Source organism: Niallia yueguangensis (genome assembly GCF_052663115.1).
On record NZ_JBQTCX010000003.1, the window covers coordinates 42,797 to 60,277 of the forward strand.

A 17,481-nucleotide genomic window follows, 5' to 3' on the forward strand; every position below is an offset into this window, starting at 1 on the left:
TATATTCATTACCTTCACAATAACTCTACTCTTATTTAGTGCGATTTTTCCCCATTTTTTGTTCTTCATTTTATCATTTTGCATAGAATATGTAACAATATATATTCGTAAACGAAAGGATTGTCCTTATGTATCGACCTCATTATCCTTATAAAAGGATGCATTCGATCATCAATCATCCTTATTTGCATTATCCCATGATGTTCCGCGAGCTGCCGGCAGTAAACCCAAATCAATTAATTCATTCTGCACAAGATTCTTTAAGCCTTTTAAAGGATTGTGAAACCATTTTGACAAGAATTTCCCATTCGAAAGAATTTTCAAGTCAATTAATGAGTGCTGCACAAGCATCCCAAAATCAGACGGTTATCCAACTTATTCAATCACTCGGCATAAAAAACATGCCAAAAATCTCCTATAACCCTGACGGAATTACGTTTAATTTTGACCATAAAAATCAACCGCCACATTGCTGCTATTTCTCTATTCAACTAAAATGGATAGAGAAATAGCAAGTATTGCATTCGTTTTAAACGATTTTATTAATAATAAGGATACGGTCCATACGGTGCTGGACCATAAGGATACGGTCCATATGGCGCTGGTCCGTAATAATATGGTCTTGGTCTAACTATCGCCGCACCAAGAAACCCGCCTAATAAGCCACCAACAAAAGGACCTGCAAACCAAATTCTTGAATCTTGCGGATGTCTATATCCATACATCATCAGCGATTACCTCCACTCTTTTTCTATTTGCTCCCTACTCTATTACATATGCATATGCCCGTCATTTGGACTGGGCTAAAACCTCTTAGCAATTGTCATATATTATCCTTTAACCTTTACTTTTGCCTACCATGCCCACTCAGAACTATTAATGTCTAATTTTGAGTATTGTATAGGCTGTTTTCGTATAGAATGTTGCTTTTAAACTCGCAGCCTGAATACTTCTTCTCCCATTTTTTACGTAAAAAACAACAAACTTTGAGAAAACAGCCATTGTATAAATCGATATTTTCTTTTGCTGATTTAGGCAAAGGCAAATTCATCAATTTAATCACCCTTCACATAAAGCTTGTTTATACTGTAAAGAAAACACGGAAAGAAAAGGAGGGATTTTTTACATTGAACGACTTATATAATATAGAAGACAAAACAGCTATCATAACAGGTGGGGGACGAGGATTAGGACAACAAATGGCCATTGCATTAGGAGAAGCAGGTGCAAACATTGTGATTTGCTCACGAAATATAGACAATTGTTTAAAAACAGTGGAATTATTAAAAGAGAAAGGGATTCAAGCATTAGCATTACCTTGTGATATCGCAAAGCAAGAAGATATTGATGCAGTTATTGAACGTACAATAGCCGAATATGGAAAGATTGATATTTTAATTAACAACAGTGGAACCTCATGGATGGCTCCTATTCTTGATTATCCAGAAGATAGATGGGATAAAGTAATAGACACCAACGTGAAAGGCACTTTTTTATTTTCACAATCTGCTGCAAAAAAAATGATCGAGCACCGGAGCGGAAAAATCATTAATATCTCCTCTGTTACTGCCTACTATGGCACACATCCTCATTTTTTGGATGCAGTTGCCTACAATACAAGCAAAGGTGCGATCATCACCTTAACAAAAGAATTAGCCGTAAAATTAGCACCATACAATATTCAAGTCAACGCTATTGCTCCTGGTTTTTTTCCAACAAAAATAACGACTGTTTTAGATAAACTTCAAAAACCGATTCTTGCCAAAATTCCTGCTAGCAGATTTGGATCACCAGAAGATTTAACAGGGATCACACTATTATTGGCAGGGCATGCTTCCGATTATATTACAGGACAAACGATTGCGGTCGATGGCGGATTATCCTCTATGCTTTAACAGCTAACAAGATCATAACGATATCAATAATTAACGTACAGAAAGGAAATGAAACGAATGGTACAAGTTACATTAGATGTATATCAGCTAATAAGAAAAGGTGGAAATTTGCTTCAATATCGGATAAATACTATCATAAAAAATAAATTAAACAATGAAAATCTGATTTTATTAGCAAATAATCGCAGTAAAGCATTAACGAAAAAAGTTATACAAGTTCAGAACCATGTGGAAAGATTAGCCTCTATTCTTCATCTTCCTACTAAAACAGACGTATCTAATGCTACTCAGCTTATTCTTCAATCAGAAGAGAAAATCGATAGTTTAGATGAACAACTTTATGAATTAACCACTATGCTACAAGAGATACAACAGCATGTAAAGACATTATCTACTACAGATAACCCTGAATTAACAAACATTTCCACAGATCTTTTAAAACAAAAAGAAGGAATTGAAGCTATTCAGCAGGACGTGTTAGACGTAAAAGAAAAAATCTCTGAACAAAAACAGCACTCCGAAGATAATAACGATAAGGTGCTGTAAATAATGGGGAAAAATCAACGTCGTTCCTACCTACACCCAACTGACTCCTTAGATTATGATGCTGGCCCAACTACCAGACATGCTGTTTGGAAAAAAAATAAAGCAACCTTATGGTATTATCCAGCACCAACGAAACGGTATAAAGAACCTGTTTACCTTGTTTATTCTTTAGCAAATAAACCATATATTTTAGATTTAGGCCCTTCTATCAGTTTCATTCAAGCACTTACTAATGCCGGATATGACGCATATTTAATCGATTTTGGCATACCTGCATTTGAGGATCGTTTTATTTCAATCGATGATTATATAGTAAAATATATTGATAAAGGGTATCAGCGTGCCCTTAGGCATGCTGGAGTAGATGAAATGAACATAATCGGATTCTGTTTAGGAGGAACATTAGCAGCAATTCACGCAGCATTTACAAAAGAGAAAATAAAAAATTTGATTTTAGCTGTTACACCAATTGATTTTCACTCCTTCCCTGATTATGATAAATGGCTTCTTGCATTACGAAATGGAGAAGTTGATATAAATGAGTTAACGGATAGAATCGGAATTGTTCCAGCCACTTTTATTAAATACGGAACAAAAATGATTGTTGCACCTATTACCTTTAGTCATTATTTATCTTTATTAAAACTACCGCCTGATCCAAAACATTTGTACAAGTGGACGCGTATGAATGAATGGACAAATGATCATATTCCTTTTACAGGGGAAGCAGGTAAAAAAATAATGAACGACTTTATTCGTGATAACAAAGTACTAAAAGGGGGACTGACCATTAACGGTGAAATCATTGATTTCAAAAACATTACATGCAACTTCCTTGGGTTTGCGACAAAAAATGATCCTTTAGTTCCCAGCAATTTATGTGAACCTATCGTAGATCTTATTTCAAGTGAAGATAAAACGTTTAAATTACTAGAAGCCGGACATATTTCCTTAGTTACAAAAGAAAAACTAATGGACTTTATGGATCTCTGGCTGGAAGAGCATTCTACACCTTTATAAACGGAAGCGCTTTGGTTAGCCCTAAAGTAAATTGTTCTCGTAACTAAACACGACATAAAAAGGTGAAAACCCTTGTTTGATGATGGGTTCTCACCTTTTTTTACAAGATAAGAAAGCATAAAATTTCGAACCTAGTTTAGTGTCTAGCTCCGGCGCCTAGCCCCTGTGAAAAATAACCTCTTGCCTCTAAAAGTAAAAAACACTTTTTGAGTCAAGAGAACATTTTTCTTCGGGGCTGAACAAGGCGCCTGCGCTTTTCTTATTAGCCCGAAAAAAGTTAAATATTCATATCCTATTACTTCTCGTCTATTTCAAATCTTTCTACCAGCAGCGCAAGGGTTCTTGTCATAGCACCGGTCGCTCCTATATCTCCTAGATCAGAATTCGATTTTGTAGTAGAAGTGCCGGCTATATCAAGATGTACCCAAGGAGTTCCTTCCGAAAATTCTCCAACAAAAGCACCACCCATAATCGCATGGCCTTCTCTTCCTGGAGAATTATTTAAATCCGCAATGATACTGCTTCTTATCTTTTTCTTATGGCTTTCAAAAATCGGCAGCCGCCAAATCGGTTCTCCTGCTTCGTAGGATGCCTCTAGTACTTGCTCAAAAAACGATTCATTATTCGTCATCGCACCAGTTGTTTCCATACCTAATGCGATGATGACGCCACCTGTTAATGTTGCTACATCAATTAAGTAATTCGCTCCATGATGTTTTGCATACGTAACAGCATCTGCTAAAACCAACCGACCTTCTGCATCTGTATTTAATACTTCAATGGTTTTCCCGCTCATAGATGTGATCACATCATCTGGTTTAAAAGCAGCACCGCTAATCATATTATCCGTTGATGGAATAACGGCCACTACATTTTGTTCTGGCTTTAATTCGCCGATAATTTCCATCGCGCCTAGAACGGCGGCTGCACCACCCATATCTGTTTTCATGCCAACGATGCCATCCTTTGTTTTAATCGAGTAGCCACCCGTATCAAAGGTTATTCCTTTGCCAACTAAGCCAATCACATCATGCCATTTTTCCTTCCCTTGATATTTCAGCACAATCATTTTTGGAGGCTCAACAGACCCTTGATTTACCGCCAACAAGGCACCCATACCGAGCTTTAACATATCCTCTTTTTCTAAAATTTCTACTTCAAAAGAATAAGTGGCGGCAAGTTTTTGTGCATATTCTGCTAAACAAGCTGCTGTTAGCATATTTCCTGGTAAATTAACTAAGTCACGAGCAGAATTTGTTCCTTTTCCATATACATAACCAACATGTAAAGCTGCTTCCAATTTTTGTTGATCTGCTTGACTGAAGACTGTAATTTTTTCAACCTTTTTCTCTGGTTCATTTGATTTTTGCTTATAGCCTGTAAATTCATATGTCGCTAATGCAAAAGCTTCGCTAAATGCATGGGAGGCATCTGATGCGTCTATTTTTTCTGTTACAAAAGAATCGATATAAATAGATGTTTCCATCCATTTTTCTTTTTTTATGTCTTTCCATGTCGCTCCAAAAATTTCTTTTAATACATCAAAAGTTAATTCTTTTTCTTTTCCTAATCCTACAAAAATAATTCGTTTTGCGCCTATTTTTCCAAACGTATGTATTTTCGCAAGTCGTTTCTTCTTAGCTGAAATATCTCCGCTTTTCACTAAATTTGTAAGCTCTCCTTGAAAAACCTCATCCAGCTGCGCTAGTTTTCCTTCGAATTTAATTGTCTTGTCAAAGAGTCCAATAATAATGCTTTCTTGAGTACTAAAAATATCCCACTCCGCCTGATTAATAAACAAATAGATGACCTCCACCCTTTTTCTTCTTATTATACTGAAAAGATCATACTATTTAAAAAATAATGATTAGGTAAAGGCAGATTAGTACGTAAAACAAATCGTTATTGGTTATGTTATAATAATAGTAAATCTAACCCCCAGTTAGATCACATTTGTAAGGGTAGGAAATTACATACTTTTAATGTTGTGAACTAAGTTCCAATTATTTAGCGGAAAGATAATACAGTATAAACTACATAAACATGAGGTGATTTACTTGGAATTATTGTATAATTTTTCCTTGCTCGCAAGCTTAGCTGCGATATTCTTTGCTCAATTTGTTAAAGTGCCGATTACTTTTTTTATTACAAAAAAGATAGATTGGTCTTTACTTACGAGTACAGGGGGGATGCCAAGCTCTCATTCAGCAGCTGTTACCGCTTTAACTACAGGCGTCGCACTTGAATCTGGTGTCAATACTCCTCTATTTGCTGTAGCTGCTATATTTGCGGTTATCACCATGTTTGATGCAACCGGCGTTAGAAGACAGGCTGGTGAACAAGCGATTGTATTAAATCAATTAGTTTCTGATTTTAATAAATTTTTAACGGATGCAAAAGGATGGCAAAATAAGCCAGAACAACAAAAACGAAAAGAACTAAAAGAACTGCTTGGCCATAAACCAATTGAAGTATTTTTTGGAGGGTTAACTGGAATAGCCCTAACGCTTATTTTAGATATGATTTTTAAATAAAATAAAAGCGCCTTGGCGCTTTTATTTTATTTACTTTCTGCTTTTGTGTATTCTTGACGGAAAACTTGCATTGATTTTTTTTCATTTAAATTTTTTAGCGTTTCTTCTGTCAATGTTCCTTTTCCCATTTCAACTATGTATACGTCTATTGCTTTTTTACCCCAATTGTTGTATACATCATCAACCGTTTTATAATATAAATCTAGTTTATTACCATTTATTGCCGAACCTGTATCCGCTACCACACCAAATCCGTAATCAGGAATAAATAAAATCGTCCCGATTGGAAATACGTTTGGATCTGCAGCAATCGTACTATATAAATCTCTTTTTACCTTTACACCCGAAAAAGTAATGCCATACTGAGGATGATTAGGATTTTTTCCTGTGGACTCATATCCTGCCGTATACCCTGTTGCTACTACCCTCTTTTTTGGATAGGAAGACCAATCCCTGTTTTCTAATGACGGCTGTTCACCTTCTACTTCTTTACTAGATGAAATCTGTGTATTTTCAGTAAAAACTTGCTGTAATGTTTTTACAGCGACACCAATTGCTTTAAGTTTATGATCAAACTGCGATTCTTCACTTTCTAATTCACCTTGATTAACCTCTTGAGAATAGGAACTTGCTTTAACTCCTGAAATAGATTGGAATGTTGTTAATAATGCAGCAATAAAAAGCAGGACCATTCCTAATCTTTTTAAATATTTTTTACATAAATTCATTCTTTCACTCCTCTCAAAACTATTCATTTCCCATTTTCAAAGAAAATATTCATAAATAATTCAAAAGGAGTTCTAACACTTTCTAATAAATCCAATAAGAAAAGCGCAAGCCCGAAGAAAAATGTTCTCTTGACTCAAAAGTGTTTTTTACTTTTAGAGGCAAGAAGTTATCTTTCACAGGGGCTAGGCGCCAATGTCATCTAGCTATTTTTCAAAAAAGGAAAATTGACGTGCTTGATTATGATTATGCCTTACTTCTGAAGTGTTCGCAGGCATACGTTCGTGAATAACACTTAAATCTTTATTTTTTACTAAATGCCAACCATCACAATTGTCTCCCCATATGTAATGTTCTACGTTTTGTTTACTTATTTTCATTACAACCTCTCCTTGGTCTCTTTTGATTAATTTTAATCTTTGAGGATAGTTTTTCCAATAAAAAAGCTTGTTGAATTTTTTCTTAAACTATACTAATAGCTTTGCATTAAAGAGCGGGGGAGTGAAAAAGATTGACAATCCCGCATATTCCCATAAGATTAAATCCAAAGCACACCTTAAATTAATGGGGGATAAATAGAGAAGGGACTTCCGAACCGCCACACGAGCCATTTTGAGCGTCTGCGGGCGTTGCAAAATCATTATATTTATCCTCCGCTAACTGTCCGTTAATACAACAGAAAAGCGCTCCTGCTTATTAGAGAAACGCAATTCGTTTGCACCGTAAGCTTTAGGCAATCGGTGTACCATTTACAATAGGCTTATCTGCGCCTTTTTTCCGTTAAACATTCTTCTTCGGGTTTCATTTTTATCAGTTTCCACTTTCCATTCCTTGCTTTTCGAAATTGAGCAACTTCTACGTCTGTTCCATTCGTTAATGTAAAAAATATAATGCAATAATCTGCACCATCATTACCGTGAAAATAAATATTTTTAACATATCCATTCTTTGTAGTTGGGTATATTTTTTGAATCAACTTGCACCAATTACCATATTTCACTTCAACTACTGATTCCGCATCATGACTCCACCCATGATAAGGTGCGCAGAGAAAGTCCTTCCCAATCTGTTGCACATCTGAAATTCGATAACCTTCTTTTTCGTCAATAAGTTGGATAAATCCGTAATAATAACCAAAATACTCATTTCTTTTTTCCTTAAATCCCTCAATCGTTTCGATTTCATAAAAAAACCTTATTCCTTGTTTTATATCTGGCAATCTACAAAGCTTTATCAAACTCGTATGCCCCACACCAGCAAACGAATTTAAATAGTCTTCATAACTTAGTTTTCTTTGGTACTCCTTGGACAAAAAATTGTATGCAAGTGGAAATGGTATTCGTGCTTGACCAACCGAACCACAACTTCGTCCTCCCAAATTTTCTGCTTCACGTAAAATACTAAAATAGTTGAGAAGGGTATCTTCTGGAGTTTTTGTCAGTTCAATTGGCAATAAGATTTGGTCATGGGTTTTATCATAAAAAGGGGAGAAGGTCTCCTAAGTGTCGAATCTCAAATTTAAAGCGGACAAGCATGATGGACGAAAATATTTTTGATGATAAGCAGCTATGTCCTTTTGATTCCGTACAAACATATTCATCACCCCACGTTTAGTTTATGAGTAAACGTAGTATATTGCCTTTGAATTCAAAAATATGGAGGGGTAATGATTGCCTCTCTTTTTTTGTCTATATAGACTTGAATTCTCAATAAACCGCAAATGACTGAATGAAGTAAGCCACGATTCGAGACTTGGCTCACCTTTTTATTAGTCCATCATCTACATTTGGTATGCGGTATTGTATTAAATCAGCGGGAAGTGAAAGTATTATTTATTCTTCATAAAATCACAGATTTATTAATCCTTGTTCAGTTTTATAATCCTTTAATGTTCTCTCTCTTAATCCTTCCGCACTCTTTCCTGCCATGACTAGGCCTGTTGCCTGCTCCATTCTTAATTTTGGATACTCCTTTTGATTAGCCATTTTACCAACTGGTTTCTTCCTAACTCGCTTGTTTAAAGACATAAAAAATCCTTCTCAATAGTAATGTTTTTGACATTAACTAATCGAGAAGGCATGTAATCCACAACCCTAATTTGGCATATTTGGGATTGTTAATACACATTTTCAGACTTGCGTACACTCAAAAATACCTTGTAATCCATAATCCCTGCTATCACTCTTGATTTCCCTTAAACCATTAACACTCTTCAGGCGTACCAGCATTTGCAGCAGTACGGAACGAAGACCCACAACCGCATGATGCAATCGCATTTGGATTATCGATAGTAAAGCCGCCGCCCATCATTGATTGTTTATAATCAATTTTCGTGCCTTTTAAAATGGCTGAATCGTTTTGAGCCACGATCAATTGAATACCATGCTGTACTGATAACGCATCATTTTCTTCCTTTACAGCTGCAAATCCCATTCCATAAGACAAACCGCTGCATCCTCCACCATTAACAGCTACTCTTAAGTAGGTGGTTTCCTCTTCACTTTCTTTCATCATTTCCTTTATTTGAAGAGCCGCAGCTTCTGTCAGTATAACTATTTCTTCTGTCATTGTACTATTCCTCCCTTATAGTATGTGTTCAAAAAGGTAACAAATTAGAAGCAAGAAGGTCGAGGCGGCGTAGCTTTGAGCAACTGACTTCCACAGGATGTGGGGACTTCAACGTTGCTCACAGGACGTGAGCGTTTTTAGTTGAAGATCCTCTATTTAGATACGTGAGTAGCGGAAAAGCAAGCCAACGAAGAGATTCGACGCTTACCATTTGGTGCCTTTTTGAACATCCTATTATATTTCTTTACCTATAGTATATACTTCGAATAATAACTACTCAACCGAATCGAATTTGGAAAATATTTTTATCCTTTCCTCTATGAATAGTAAAAGCCATTTTTATCATTGCCGTTCCAACTTTTTTCATATATAGTTTATTTTTATAGGTATATACGCATAAAATATTGTATAATAAACATACAAATTAATGAACCATATTACCTAATACAGAAGGTGAAAATATGATCTCCATCGAGCCTCTTTATGATAAACAATGTACATGTCCATTGTGCAACACTTTCTTTACAACCAAAAAAGTTCGTACACGATTTGTCAAAATGACTAATTTAGATGCAGATTTTTTTCCAACATATGTGGACTATAACCCCCTTCTCTATTATATTAACGTTTGTCCGGATTGCGGATTTTCTTTTCATGATGAAACTTCTACCAATTTTTCTTTAAATGAGAAAATGATGCTAATTGAAAAAGTAAGTATTCGTTGGACACCACGTTCATTTGGAAACAAGCGTACGATAACAGATGCGATCATTGCTTATAAACTGGCAGCATATTGCTCTCTTTTAAGACAAGAAAAACATATCGTGACAGCAGGAATTTATCTTCGCTTAGCATGGATGTATCGTTTAATAAATGAAGCGGAACAGGAACAGCGTTTTATGAAGCTTGCTTTGCAGGAATATGAAGCTTCTTATATGTCAGGCGACTATATAGGGACAAAAGTTTCAGAATTAACAACACTGTATTTAATTGGCGAGTTATCGAGAAGAACGGATCAAATAAACCAAGCTACTAAATATTTTTCAAAAGTAATTGAAAAACAAAGCAAAACAATAGAGACCAACATTATTCGGTTAGCTAAAGAAGGATGGTATAAAATAAGAGAAGTTCAAAATATATAAAAAGAAGCAGTCAACAGAGCAAACAAGCACTATTTCTGCTTCTTTTTGTTATTTTACATGCATCACATTGGATTTTCTTCTAAAAACTGATACACATTCGCTACTAGCTGTTCGGAAGTTTCTGCCGTGACAACTTCTCCATTCACTAATGCATATAATGATTCTCCACACTGTCCGCATAAGCCTAAACAACCATAGTCCAAAACATCTAAATCCTCATCTTTTTCTAATATCTCTTTAGCATCTTCTGAACCAGAAGATAGGTTGCTTAGACAAAACTCTATAATTGGCTTAATCAAGTATTCTCACCTCAATACAACATATAGTATCTTGTTTTCTTTTAATTATCAAGAATAAAGAGCATCGTATTCATAATATACTGTTAAGAAAACAGTTTTTTGTCATTTAAACAAACATATAATTCGAAAAGAAAAAAGAATCATTTACAAAACTACTTCAATAGAGGGGAAATGATATGAAAAATCTTGTCATACTTGGAGGTGGCTATGGTGGGATGAAAATTCTTACGAGTATTATTCCTAACTTGCCATATAATGTACTAGTTACCCTTATCGATCGAACACCATATCATTTTTTAAAAACAGAATACTATGCTTTAGCCGCAGGAACTGTTTCCGATAAACATATCCGCATCCCATTCCCTAAACATCCACAAGTGAATTTTGTTAACAATGAAGTTGTTAAACTTGATTTAGATAAACATAAAATCTTTTTAAAAAACAAGGGATGCATGTATTATGATGATTTAATTATTGGAATCGGATGTGAGGATCATTATCATCATATACATGGAGCAGATACATATACACATAGTATTCAGAGTTTAGAAAAATCGCAAAAAACGTATTGTCACATAAATGAATTACAGTCCGGTTCGCGTGTTGCCATTATTGGAGCAGGTTTAAGCGGAGTCGAATTAGCCTCTGAATTACAAGAAAGTCGGTCTGATTTACTAATTACTCTGTTCGACAAAGGAAATACCATTTTACCCTCATATCCAATACGCATCAGCAACTATATTGAAAAATGGTTTGAATCACATAAGGTAGAAATTATTCGCAACAGCAATATTACTTCCATTGAAAAAAACATCGTATATAATCATGAAGAGGCAATTTTCTTTGATTGTATTGTATGGACAGCAGGTGTAAAACCAAATAAAGTAGTACAGGAATTACCTGTAAAAAAAGATAAAAAAGGGCGGATTCTATTAACAAAATATCATCATTTGCCAGAGAATGACCATATTTTTGTAGTGGGAGATTGTGCCAGTTTAAATAAACCGCCGAGTGCACAGCTTTCAGAAGGACAGGCTGAACAAATAGCCGCTGTTCTAACCGCTCGCTGGAAAGACAAAAAACTGCCCTATTATTTGCCGGAGATTCGGATAAAAGGAGTTTTAGGATCATTAGGAAAAAAACACGGGTTTGGACTTATTGCCAATAAACCTTTAACAGGAAGAGTTCCTCGTTTAATTAAATCAGGAGTACTTTGGAAAGATAAAACGAAAAAAAGACAATCCTTAAAATAAAGTCGTTTTGCCTTTACCCAGTATAAAGATTTTATATTTTTTTGAACTTAGAAGTGTGTCTAGCTTCAGAAGTGACTTGCTCGAGATGATAAGCCAATCTGTCACGGAGGTTTAAAACAACCTCAATGCTAGATTGGCTTATATTTGTTCACCGAATGCTTTGCCCCTTGTGGCTTACATTACATGCTTACGTATCCGTATTTTTCAAATTCAGCATAGATGTTTTTTAAGCGAGGATTTCCTTCCCCGACAATTTCTCCTTCAATGACAACAACAGGATAAAATAAATCTTCTTCGATTATTTTTTCACAAAATATTTTTTTCTCTTCATCTTGAGGTGGTTGGAAAATATCATAATAATTGATCGTAAATTTTTGATCAGGAAATTTACGGCCAATGGCAGCTTGCAGCCACTCATACGTATCTTTAGATGAAGGTAGATTTACACAACTTGCACAAATTTGTTCTGCTCCATATATACTTACTTCAATTTCTTTTTTCACCCTACTCCCCCCCTTTTCTGCTTTCATTTGCCAATAACGCCTAGCTTTCATAAAAGTATCCAATTATTGTTTGTCTTTTTTCGTACTTCTTGAATAGATTTTTTGCCTTATTGTGATTATAATAAATAATAGGAAAGGAGTCGATATGTATGGCTAATGTTGAAATAAAAGAACAAGTACAGGAAGTATTAGATAAATTACGCCCCTTCCTATTAAGAGATGGCGGAGACTGTGAATTAGTAGATGTTGAAGATGGTATCGTAAAATTACGTTTACTAGGTGCTTGCGGCAGCTGCCCAAGTTCTACGATCACTTTAAAAGCAGGTATTGAGCGTGCATTATTAGAAGAAGTACCTGGTATTATGGAAGTAGAACAAGTATTTTAATATGAATTCTATCTAAATAAAGAAGGTACCTAAATAATTTTTAGGTACCTTCTTTATTTTATTTTTTTATTTTAGACAGAACATTCTTTGCAACATCACTGCCACTTAAATCAACTTGTAAAGGCAAATATTCCATGTTTGGAAGAAGTGCTTTTAAGCCATTTATCACAGCAGGGGTTTGTCCTTTTTTTATAAAACATAGTACTGTAGGACCTGCCCCGCTTAATGCTACCCCATATGCACCGAATGTAAGTGCATGGTCTTCAATTACTTGCAGATGTGGAACAAGACGCTTACGGTATGGTTGATGATATTTGTCTTTTGCCATCATTTTACCCGCAAGTTCATTGTTGCCTGATAAAAGTGCTGCTACTAATAAATTAGACACGGCTCCGGCTGCAACAGCTTCAGAAAAAGACATTTCATTTGGCAAAACGCCTCTTGAAGACTTTGTAAGCAATTCTTCTTTAGGGACAACTGCAAGCAGCTCCAAATCAACAGAATGAATCACTTCCACGTCTACTTCATCCTCTAATTGACAACCAACTATTAAGCCGCCGAATACACTTGCACCTACATTATCCGGATGCCCTTCCATCATAGATGCTATACGAAATTTTTCTTTTTTCGAAAGCTTTAATTCACATAGGCTATCAGCCAACTCAATGCCAGCGACAATCGCAGAAGCACTAGAGCCTAATCCTCTTGCTAAAGGAATATCACTTGACACTTTTATTTTGCAAGGCGGCAGCTCTTTATTATATTTTGCTGCAACAGCAGCAGCTGTTTGTACGATAAAATTCGTTTCATCCTTTGGAAATTGTTCAAGCTCTTCTGATAAAGAAATAACTTCCCATTTGTCTGCAGGCGAAACTTCCAGTGTTAAGTACAAATTAAGAGCTAGTCCAATACTATCAAAGCCGGGCCCTAAATTAGCAGAACTTGCAGGCACCTTTATTTGTAGCATTTCACCTTCACTCATATTTGAACTACTCCCTTAATATGTTCTGCAACAGCTTTTTCATCATTAGGAAGAAGTACTGGTTTAATCGGACTAACATCAATAGCAGTATTTGGATCTTTTAATCCATTTCCTGTTAAGATGGCAACAACTTTGCTCCCTTTTGCAATTTTTCCGCTTTGGATATGTTTATATAAACCAGCAATTGATGCACATGATCCTGGTTCTGCAAATACACCTTCTGTTGCCGCTATTTTGCGATATGCTGCTACAATTTCTTCATCTGTTACTTCATCGATAATACCGTTTGATTCTTCTTGTGCTTGTACAGCTAATTTCCAGCTTGCTGGATTCCCAATGCGAATAGCTGTAGCAATCGTTTCTGGATTTTCAAATACTCTGTTATGCACGATAGCTGCTGCACCAGCTGCTTCAAATCCATGAATTTTCGGAAGACCAGTCTGCTTTACTTCATGATATTCCTTAAATCCTTTCCAATACGCACTAATATTTCCTGCGTTTCCTACTGGAATTGCTAAAACATCTGGCGCACTGCCAAGTTGGTCGCAAATTTCAAAAGCACCTGTTTTTTGTCCTTCTAAACGGTAAGGGTTAACTGAGTTTACAAGAGCAACAGGCTCTGTTTCACTAATTTTACGTACCATTTGCAGCGCTTGATCAAAGTTTCCTTCGATAGAAATAATTTCAGCTCCATACATAACTGCCTGCGCTAATTTTCCCATCGCAATTTTGCCTTCTGGAATTACCACAATACAGCGCATGCCAGCACGAGTTGCATATGCCGCCGCTGCTGCAGAAGTATTCCCTGTTGATGCACATATAACAGTAGAATTTCCTTCTTCTTTTGCTTTCGCTACTGCCATTACCATGCCTCTGTCTTTAAAAGATCCTGTAGGGTTCGTACCTTCAGTTTTTACGTAAAGTTCTACTCCCCACTCTTCTGATAATTTATCTAATTTAATTAAAGGAGTATTTCCTTCGTTTAACGTTAGCATAGGTGTTGAATCATTAATTGGTAAAAATTCTTTATATTCTTCTAATAGGCCTTTCCATCTCATTACTTTGTTCCTCCCTCTACACGATACGAGCTTTTTACTGTTCGAACAGATTTTAAGTCTCTTAATTGAAGTAAAATATTTTCATAGTTAAATAATGATGCATTATGTGTTACAAGTACAATTTCTGCTAAGCCTCTTTCTTTAACAGGCAATTGTAAAATTTTCTCAAAACTTACACCATGTTGTGAGAAAATAGAGGTGATTTCTGCAAATACGCCCACTTCATCTTCTACTTGCAAGCGAAGGAAATATTTCGAAAATATTTCTTTATCACTTTTTAATTTTTTCTTATATTGTGGCGCTACAGCAACTTTTCCATTCACACCAAGTCTCATGTTTTTCAAAACATTTACTAAATCTGAAACGACAGCAGTTGCTGTTGGCAAGCTACCTGCACCCGGTCCGTAAAACATCGTCTCTCCGACTGCTTCTCCATAAACATACACTGCGTTAAATTCATCATTAACAGCTGCTAGAGGATGGCTGTCAATTAACAATGTTGGCTGCACACTTACTTCTACTTTTCCTTCATGACGCTGTGCCACCCCGATAAGTTTCATCGTATAACCGAGTTGTTTTCCATATTGAATATCTTCTTCAGTCACTTGCGAAATTCCTTCTACTTTTACATCATCTAAGCTAATATTCATAGAAAAACCTAGTGTGGCAAGAATCGTCATTTTTCGAGCAGCATCTAGCCCTTCCACATCTGATGTTGGATCGCTTTCCGCATATCCAAGTTCTTGTGCTTCTTTTAGAACCTCATCGTACGCTCTACCCTGCTTGCTCATTTTCGTTAAAATAAAGTTTGTTGTTCCGTTTACGATTCCCATCAATTTAACAATGCGATCAGATGCTAATCCATCTACAAGCCCTCTAATAATAGGAATGCCTCCTGCTACACTCGCCTCATAAAAAAGATCGCAGTTATTTTTGCTTGCTTCCTGCAATAACTTTGCGCCGTATACTGCCATTAAATCTTTATTTGCTGTTACAACATGCTTTTTATTATTTAATGCCTTTAATAAGCATTCTTTTGTTTCTTCTACACCGCCCATTACCTCGATAATTACATCTATATCAGGATCGTTTATAATTTCATCTGGATCCGTTGTTAACATTTCTTGAGAAATCTCTCTTTCTTTATTTACATTTTTAACAAGGATTTTTTTTACTTTTACAGGGCAGCCAACTTGGTGCATAATTTTGTCTTGGTGATTTTCAATAATTTTTACAACACCTGAGCCAACTGTTCCTAGTCCAAGCAATCCAATTGAGATTGTTTCCATCTGCTTTCCTCCTAAAGATGTTCGCTATAAATGAACAACTGTCTACCTATAGTAGACATTATAGTGTTAGTTCCCTTCTTTTACAAGAGGTGTTTTATATATTCTTTGCAAATCTTTTTACATAAGTTTTTTTTTTCATAAAAAAGACAATTCTTCAAAAAGTTTTACGTTTTCCGCAAACTTACGTAAGAAAACTTCACATCATTTTTTATTTCATTCAATCATATGTAACACAAAAGATACTTTTCTAATTTGCCAGCCAATCTACTGTTGGGATTTTCATTTTCTTCACAGGCACTTCTACATTTTCGAAAAATTGACGTAAAAATTGTTCTGCATCCTTTGATTGACTTAAATACTTTTTCATACGATCTTCTAAAAATAAGCGATCTGCTTCATGAGAGGAAGAATAATAGCTCTCAATACATTCTACATAATGAATAGGAAATAACAATCTAGAATAAACCAATCTCCATGAAAAGGAACTTAATGGCATCACCGTTTGATAATCAGCAAAAAATTTTTTCACATCCCGATGATATGTTTTTATATTTCGGAAATATCTTTCGCGTGACCACTCTGCAAGATCTCTTCCACAATGATCAAAAACCCAGTCGAACGGATTTTTCATATAATAATTGCCCATCCATGTTTCTTTTAAAAATCGATTATGACAAATAGTTCCACTATCAACCGAACCTGGTTCATCATCTAATTCTGTATCCACCAAATACTGAATTGCATTTTCTGCCAATCCTAAATAATAGGGAAAAGATTCAAGAAACATCCGATCAAATTCACTTTCAAGTTGTTTATACAACATACCGTTCCAAAACGATTCTATTTGATCCAGACGCTTTTCCCATAATCCTTTCCATTGTCCAATGCGACTTATCTTTTCAACATTAAATGGAACGGTTCTACCTCTATAATGAAATTTCCCAAGTTTTCGTCCAAGTTGTTTAGATGTAAAACTGCTTACATTATCATGATGTATAACACAAAAGGCTTGTTCTTCTACCTCAACTTTTGTCTCTCCATCCTTCGATTGCAAAAATCTCCCTACTTGGTGATCACCCCGACTCACTAAATGTTCGGTTATTTGCTCTAATTCCGTTAATTCTTCCTGTTCCTTTTGAGCGATTGGCACTAAGGTATACAATTTTCCATTATTCATACATGCCTCATAATTGCCAATTCTCGTTTCTTCCTCTACTTCAATTCCATATTTGCTTGATAAAATATGTCGAATCATTTTCTCCCTCCTAATTGATTCAGCT

General features: G+C 35.6%; 20 protein-coding genes and 1 pseudogene. 8 read left to right on the top strand and 13 right to left on the bottom strand.

Annotated features, from left to right (window positions below):
* The first annotated feature begins 128 nt into the window (after positions 1-128).
* Complete coding sequence (locus ACTYA4_RS03465) at positions 129-512, top strand: YuzC family spore coat inner layer protein (RefSeq protein WP_443480210.1); 384 nt, start codon at positions 129-131, stop codon at positions 510-512.
* A 30-nt stretch (positions 513-542) separates the two neighbouring features.
* On the opposite strand, the gene ymaG is transcribed toward ACTYA4_RS03465, so the two are convergent.
* Positions 543-725 (bottom strand): inner spore coat protein YmaG, encoded by a 183-nt coding sequence (gene ymaG, locus ACTYA4_RS03470; RefSeq protein WP_443480431.1) that lies wholly within the window; start codon positions 723-725, stop codon positions 543-545.
* A 402-nt stretch (positions 726-1,127) separates the two neighbouring features.
* Between ymaG and ACTYA4_RS03475 the strand changes: the two genes are divergently transcribed.
* Genes ACTYA4_RS03475 through ACTYA4_RS03485 form a run of 3 tightly spaced genes read left to right on the top strand, consistent with a single transcriptional unit; the run spans position 1,128 to position 3,461 of the window.
* Positions 1,128-1,895, top strand: coding sequence for an SDR family oxidoreductase (locus ACTYA4_RS03475; RefSeq protein ID WP_443480211.1), 768 nt, complete (start codon positions 1,128-1,130; stop codon positions 1,893-1,895).
* A 57-nt stretch (positions 1,896-1,952) separates the two neighbouring features.
* The gene (locus ACTYA4_RS03480; RefSeq protein WP_443480212.1) at positions 1,953-2,441 is read left to right on the top strand and encodes a hypothetical protein; all 489 of its coding nucleotides are present in this window, start codon (positions 1,953-1,955) and stop codon (positions 2,439-2,441) included.
* Positions 2,442-2,444: 3 nt separating this feature from the next.
* Complete coding sequence (locus tag ACTYA4_RS03485) at positions 2,445-3,461, top strand: alpha/beta fold hydrolase (protein ID WP_443480213.1); 1,017 nt, start codon at positions 2,445-2,447, stop codon at positions 3,459-3,461.
* Between the two features lie 295 nt (positions 3,462-3,756).
* On the opposite strand, the gene ACTYA4_RS03490 is transcribed toward ACTYA4_RS03485, so the two are convergent.
* Positions 3,757-5,262, bottom strand: coding sequence for a leucyl aminopeptidase (locus tag ACTYA4_RS03490; protein WP_443480214.1), 1,506 nt, complete (start codon positions 5,260-5,262; stop codon positions 3,757-3,759).
* 256 nt (positions 5,263-5,518) lie between these two features.
* On the opposite strand from ACTYA4_RS03490, the gene ACTYA4_RS03495 reads away from it, so the two are divergent.
* Positions 5,519-5,995: a divergent PAP2 family protein gene (locus tag ACTYA4_RS03495; RefSeq protein WP_443480215.1), complete on the top strand. Its 477-nt coding sequence runs from the start codon at positions 5,519-5,521 to the stop codon at positions 5,993-5,995.
* 26 nt (positions 5,996-6,021) lie between these two features.
* Here the strand turns inward: ACTYA4_RS03495 and spsC are convergent, their stop codons facing one another.
* The 5 genes and pseudogenes from spsC to ACTYA4_RS03520 all read right to left on the bottom strand — a co-directional run bounded on the left by spsC (position 6,022) and on the right by ACTYA4_RS03520 (position 9,289).
* Entirely contained in the window at positions 6,022-6,723 is a 702-nt protein-coding gene (gene spsC / locus ACTYA4_RS03500; protein ID WP_443480216.1) for a stationary phase survival protein SpsC, read from the bottom strand.
* 216 nt (positions 6,724-6,939) lie between these two features.
* A pseudogene (locus ACTYA4_RS03505) lies at positions 6,940-7,101 on the bottom strand (cupin domain-containing protein); the annotation flags it as partial.
* A gap of 380 nt (positions 7,102-7,481) precedes the next feature.
* Positions 7,482-8,174 carry a hypothetical protein gene (locus ACTYA4_RS03510; protein ID WP_445505518.1) on the bottom strand — a complete coding sequence of 231 codons (693 nt, stop codon included), beginning with the start codon at positions 8,172-8,174 and terminating at the stop codon, positions 7,482-7,484.
* Positions 8,175-8,568: 394 nt separating this feature from the next.
* Positions 8,569-8,748 carry a hypothetical protein gene (locus tag ACTYA4_RS03515; protein ID WP_443480218.1) on the bottom strand — a complete coding sequence of 60 codons (180 nt, stop codon included), beginning with the start codon at positions 8,746-8,748 and terminating at the stop codon, positions 8,569-8,571.
* Positions 8,749-8,923: 175 nt separating this feature from the next.
* Positions 8,924-9,289 (bottom strand): HesB/IscA family protein, encoded by a 366-nt coding sequence (locus tag ACTYA4_RS03520; protein WP_443480219.1) that lies wholly within the window; start codon positions 9,287-9,289, stop codon positions 8,924-8,926.
* Positions 9,290-9,750: 461 nt separating this feature from the next.
* Here ACTYA4_RS03520 and ACTYA4_RS03525 point away from each other — a divergent pair, with 461 nt between their 5' ends.
* A complete protein-coding gene (locus ACTYA4_RS03525) occupies positions 9,751-10,431 on the top strand; it encodes a DUF2225 domain-containing protein (protein WP_443480220.1) in 681 nt (226 codons plus the stop codon).
* 62 nt (positions 10,432-10,493) lie between these two features.
* Here the strand turns inward: ACTYA4_RS03525 and ACTYA4_RS03530 are convergent, their stop codons facing one another.
* The gene (locus ACTYA4_RS03530; protein ID WP_443480221.1) at positions 10,494-10,730 is read right to left on the bottom strand and encodes a YuzB family protein; all 237 of its coding nucleotides are present in this window, start codon (positions 10,728-10,730) and stop codon (positions 10,494-10,496) included.
* Positions 10,731-10,906: 176 nt separating this feature from the next.
* Between ACTYA4_RS03530 and ACTYA4_RS03535 the strand changes: the two genes are divergently transcribed.
* Positions 10,907-11,983, top strand: a complete 1,077-nt coding sequence (locus ACTYA4_RS03535) for an NAD(P)/FAD-dependent oxidoreductase (RefSeq protein WP_445505519.1) — start codon at positions 10,907-10,909, stop codon at positions 11,981-11,983.
* Positions 11,984-12,162: 179 nt separating this feature from the next.
* Here ACTYA4_RS03535 and ACTYA4_RS03540 read toward each other — a convergent pair whose 3' ends face one another.
* Entirely contained in the window at positions 12,163-12,486 is a 324-nt protein-coding gene (locus ACTYA4_RS03540) for a YuzD family protein (RefSeq protein ID WP_443480223.1), read from the bottom strand.
* A gap of 149 nt (positions 12,487-12,635) precedes the next feature.
* Here ACTYA4_RS03540 and ACTYA4_RS03545 point away from each other — a divergent pair, with 149 nt between their 5' ends.
* Positions 12,636-12,872, top strand: a complete 237-nt coding sequence (locus ACTYA4_RS03545) for a NifU family protein (protein ID WP_443480224.1) — start codon at positions 12,636-12,638, stop codon at positions 12,870-12,872.
* A 58-nt stretch (positions 12,873-12,930) separates the two neighbouring features.
* On the opposite strand, the gene thrB is transcribed toward ACTYA4_RS03545, so the two are convergent.
* From thrB to yutH, 4 genes are all read right to left on the bottom strand, one after another.
* Positions 12,931-13,854: a homoserine kinase gene (gene thrB / locus ACTYA4_RS03550; RefSeq protein ID WP_443480225.1), complete on the bottom strand. Its 924-nt coding sequence runs from the start codon at positions 13,852-13,854 to the stop codon at positions 12,931-12,933.
* Positions 13,851-14,912, bottom strand: a complete 1,062-nt coding sequence (gene thrC, locus ACTYA4_RS03555) for a threonine synthase (RefSeq protein ID WP_443480226.1) — start codon at positions 14,910-14,912, stop codon at positions 13,851-13,853. Before thrC ends, thrB begins: the two co-directional genes overlap by 4 nt.
* Positions 14,912-16,201 carry a homoserine dehydrogenase gene (locus tag ACTYA4_RS03560; protein ID WP_443480227.1) on the bottom strand — a complete coding sequence of 430 codons (1,290 nt, stop codon included), beginning with the start codon at positions 16,199-16,201 and terminating at the stop codon, positions 14,912-14,914. The genes thrC and ACTYA4_RS03560 overlap by 1 nt, the downstream gene beginning before the upstream one ends.
* Before the next feature lie 247 nt (positions 16,202-16,448).
* Positions 16,449-17,456 (bottom strand): spore coat putative kinase YutH, encoded by a 1,008-nt coding sequence (gene yutH / locus ACTYA4_RS03565; protein ID WP_443480228.1) that lies wholly within the window; start codon positions 17,454-17,456, stop codon positions 16,449-16,451.
* Positions 17,457-17,481: the final 25 nt, after the last annotated feature.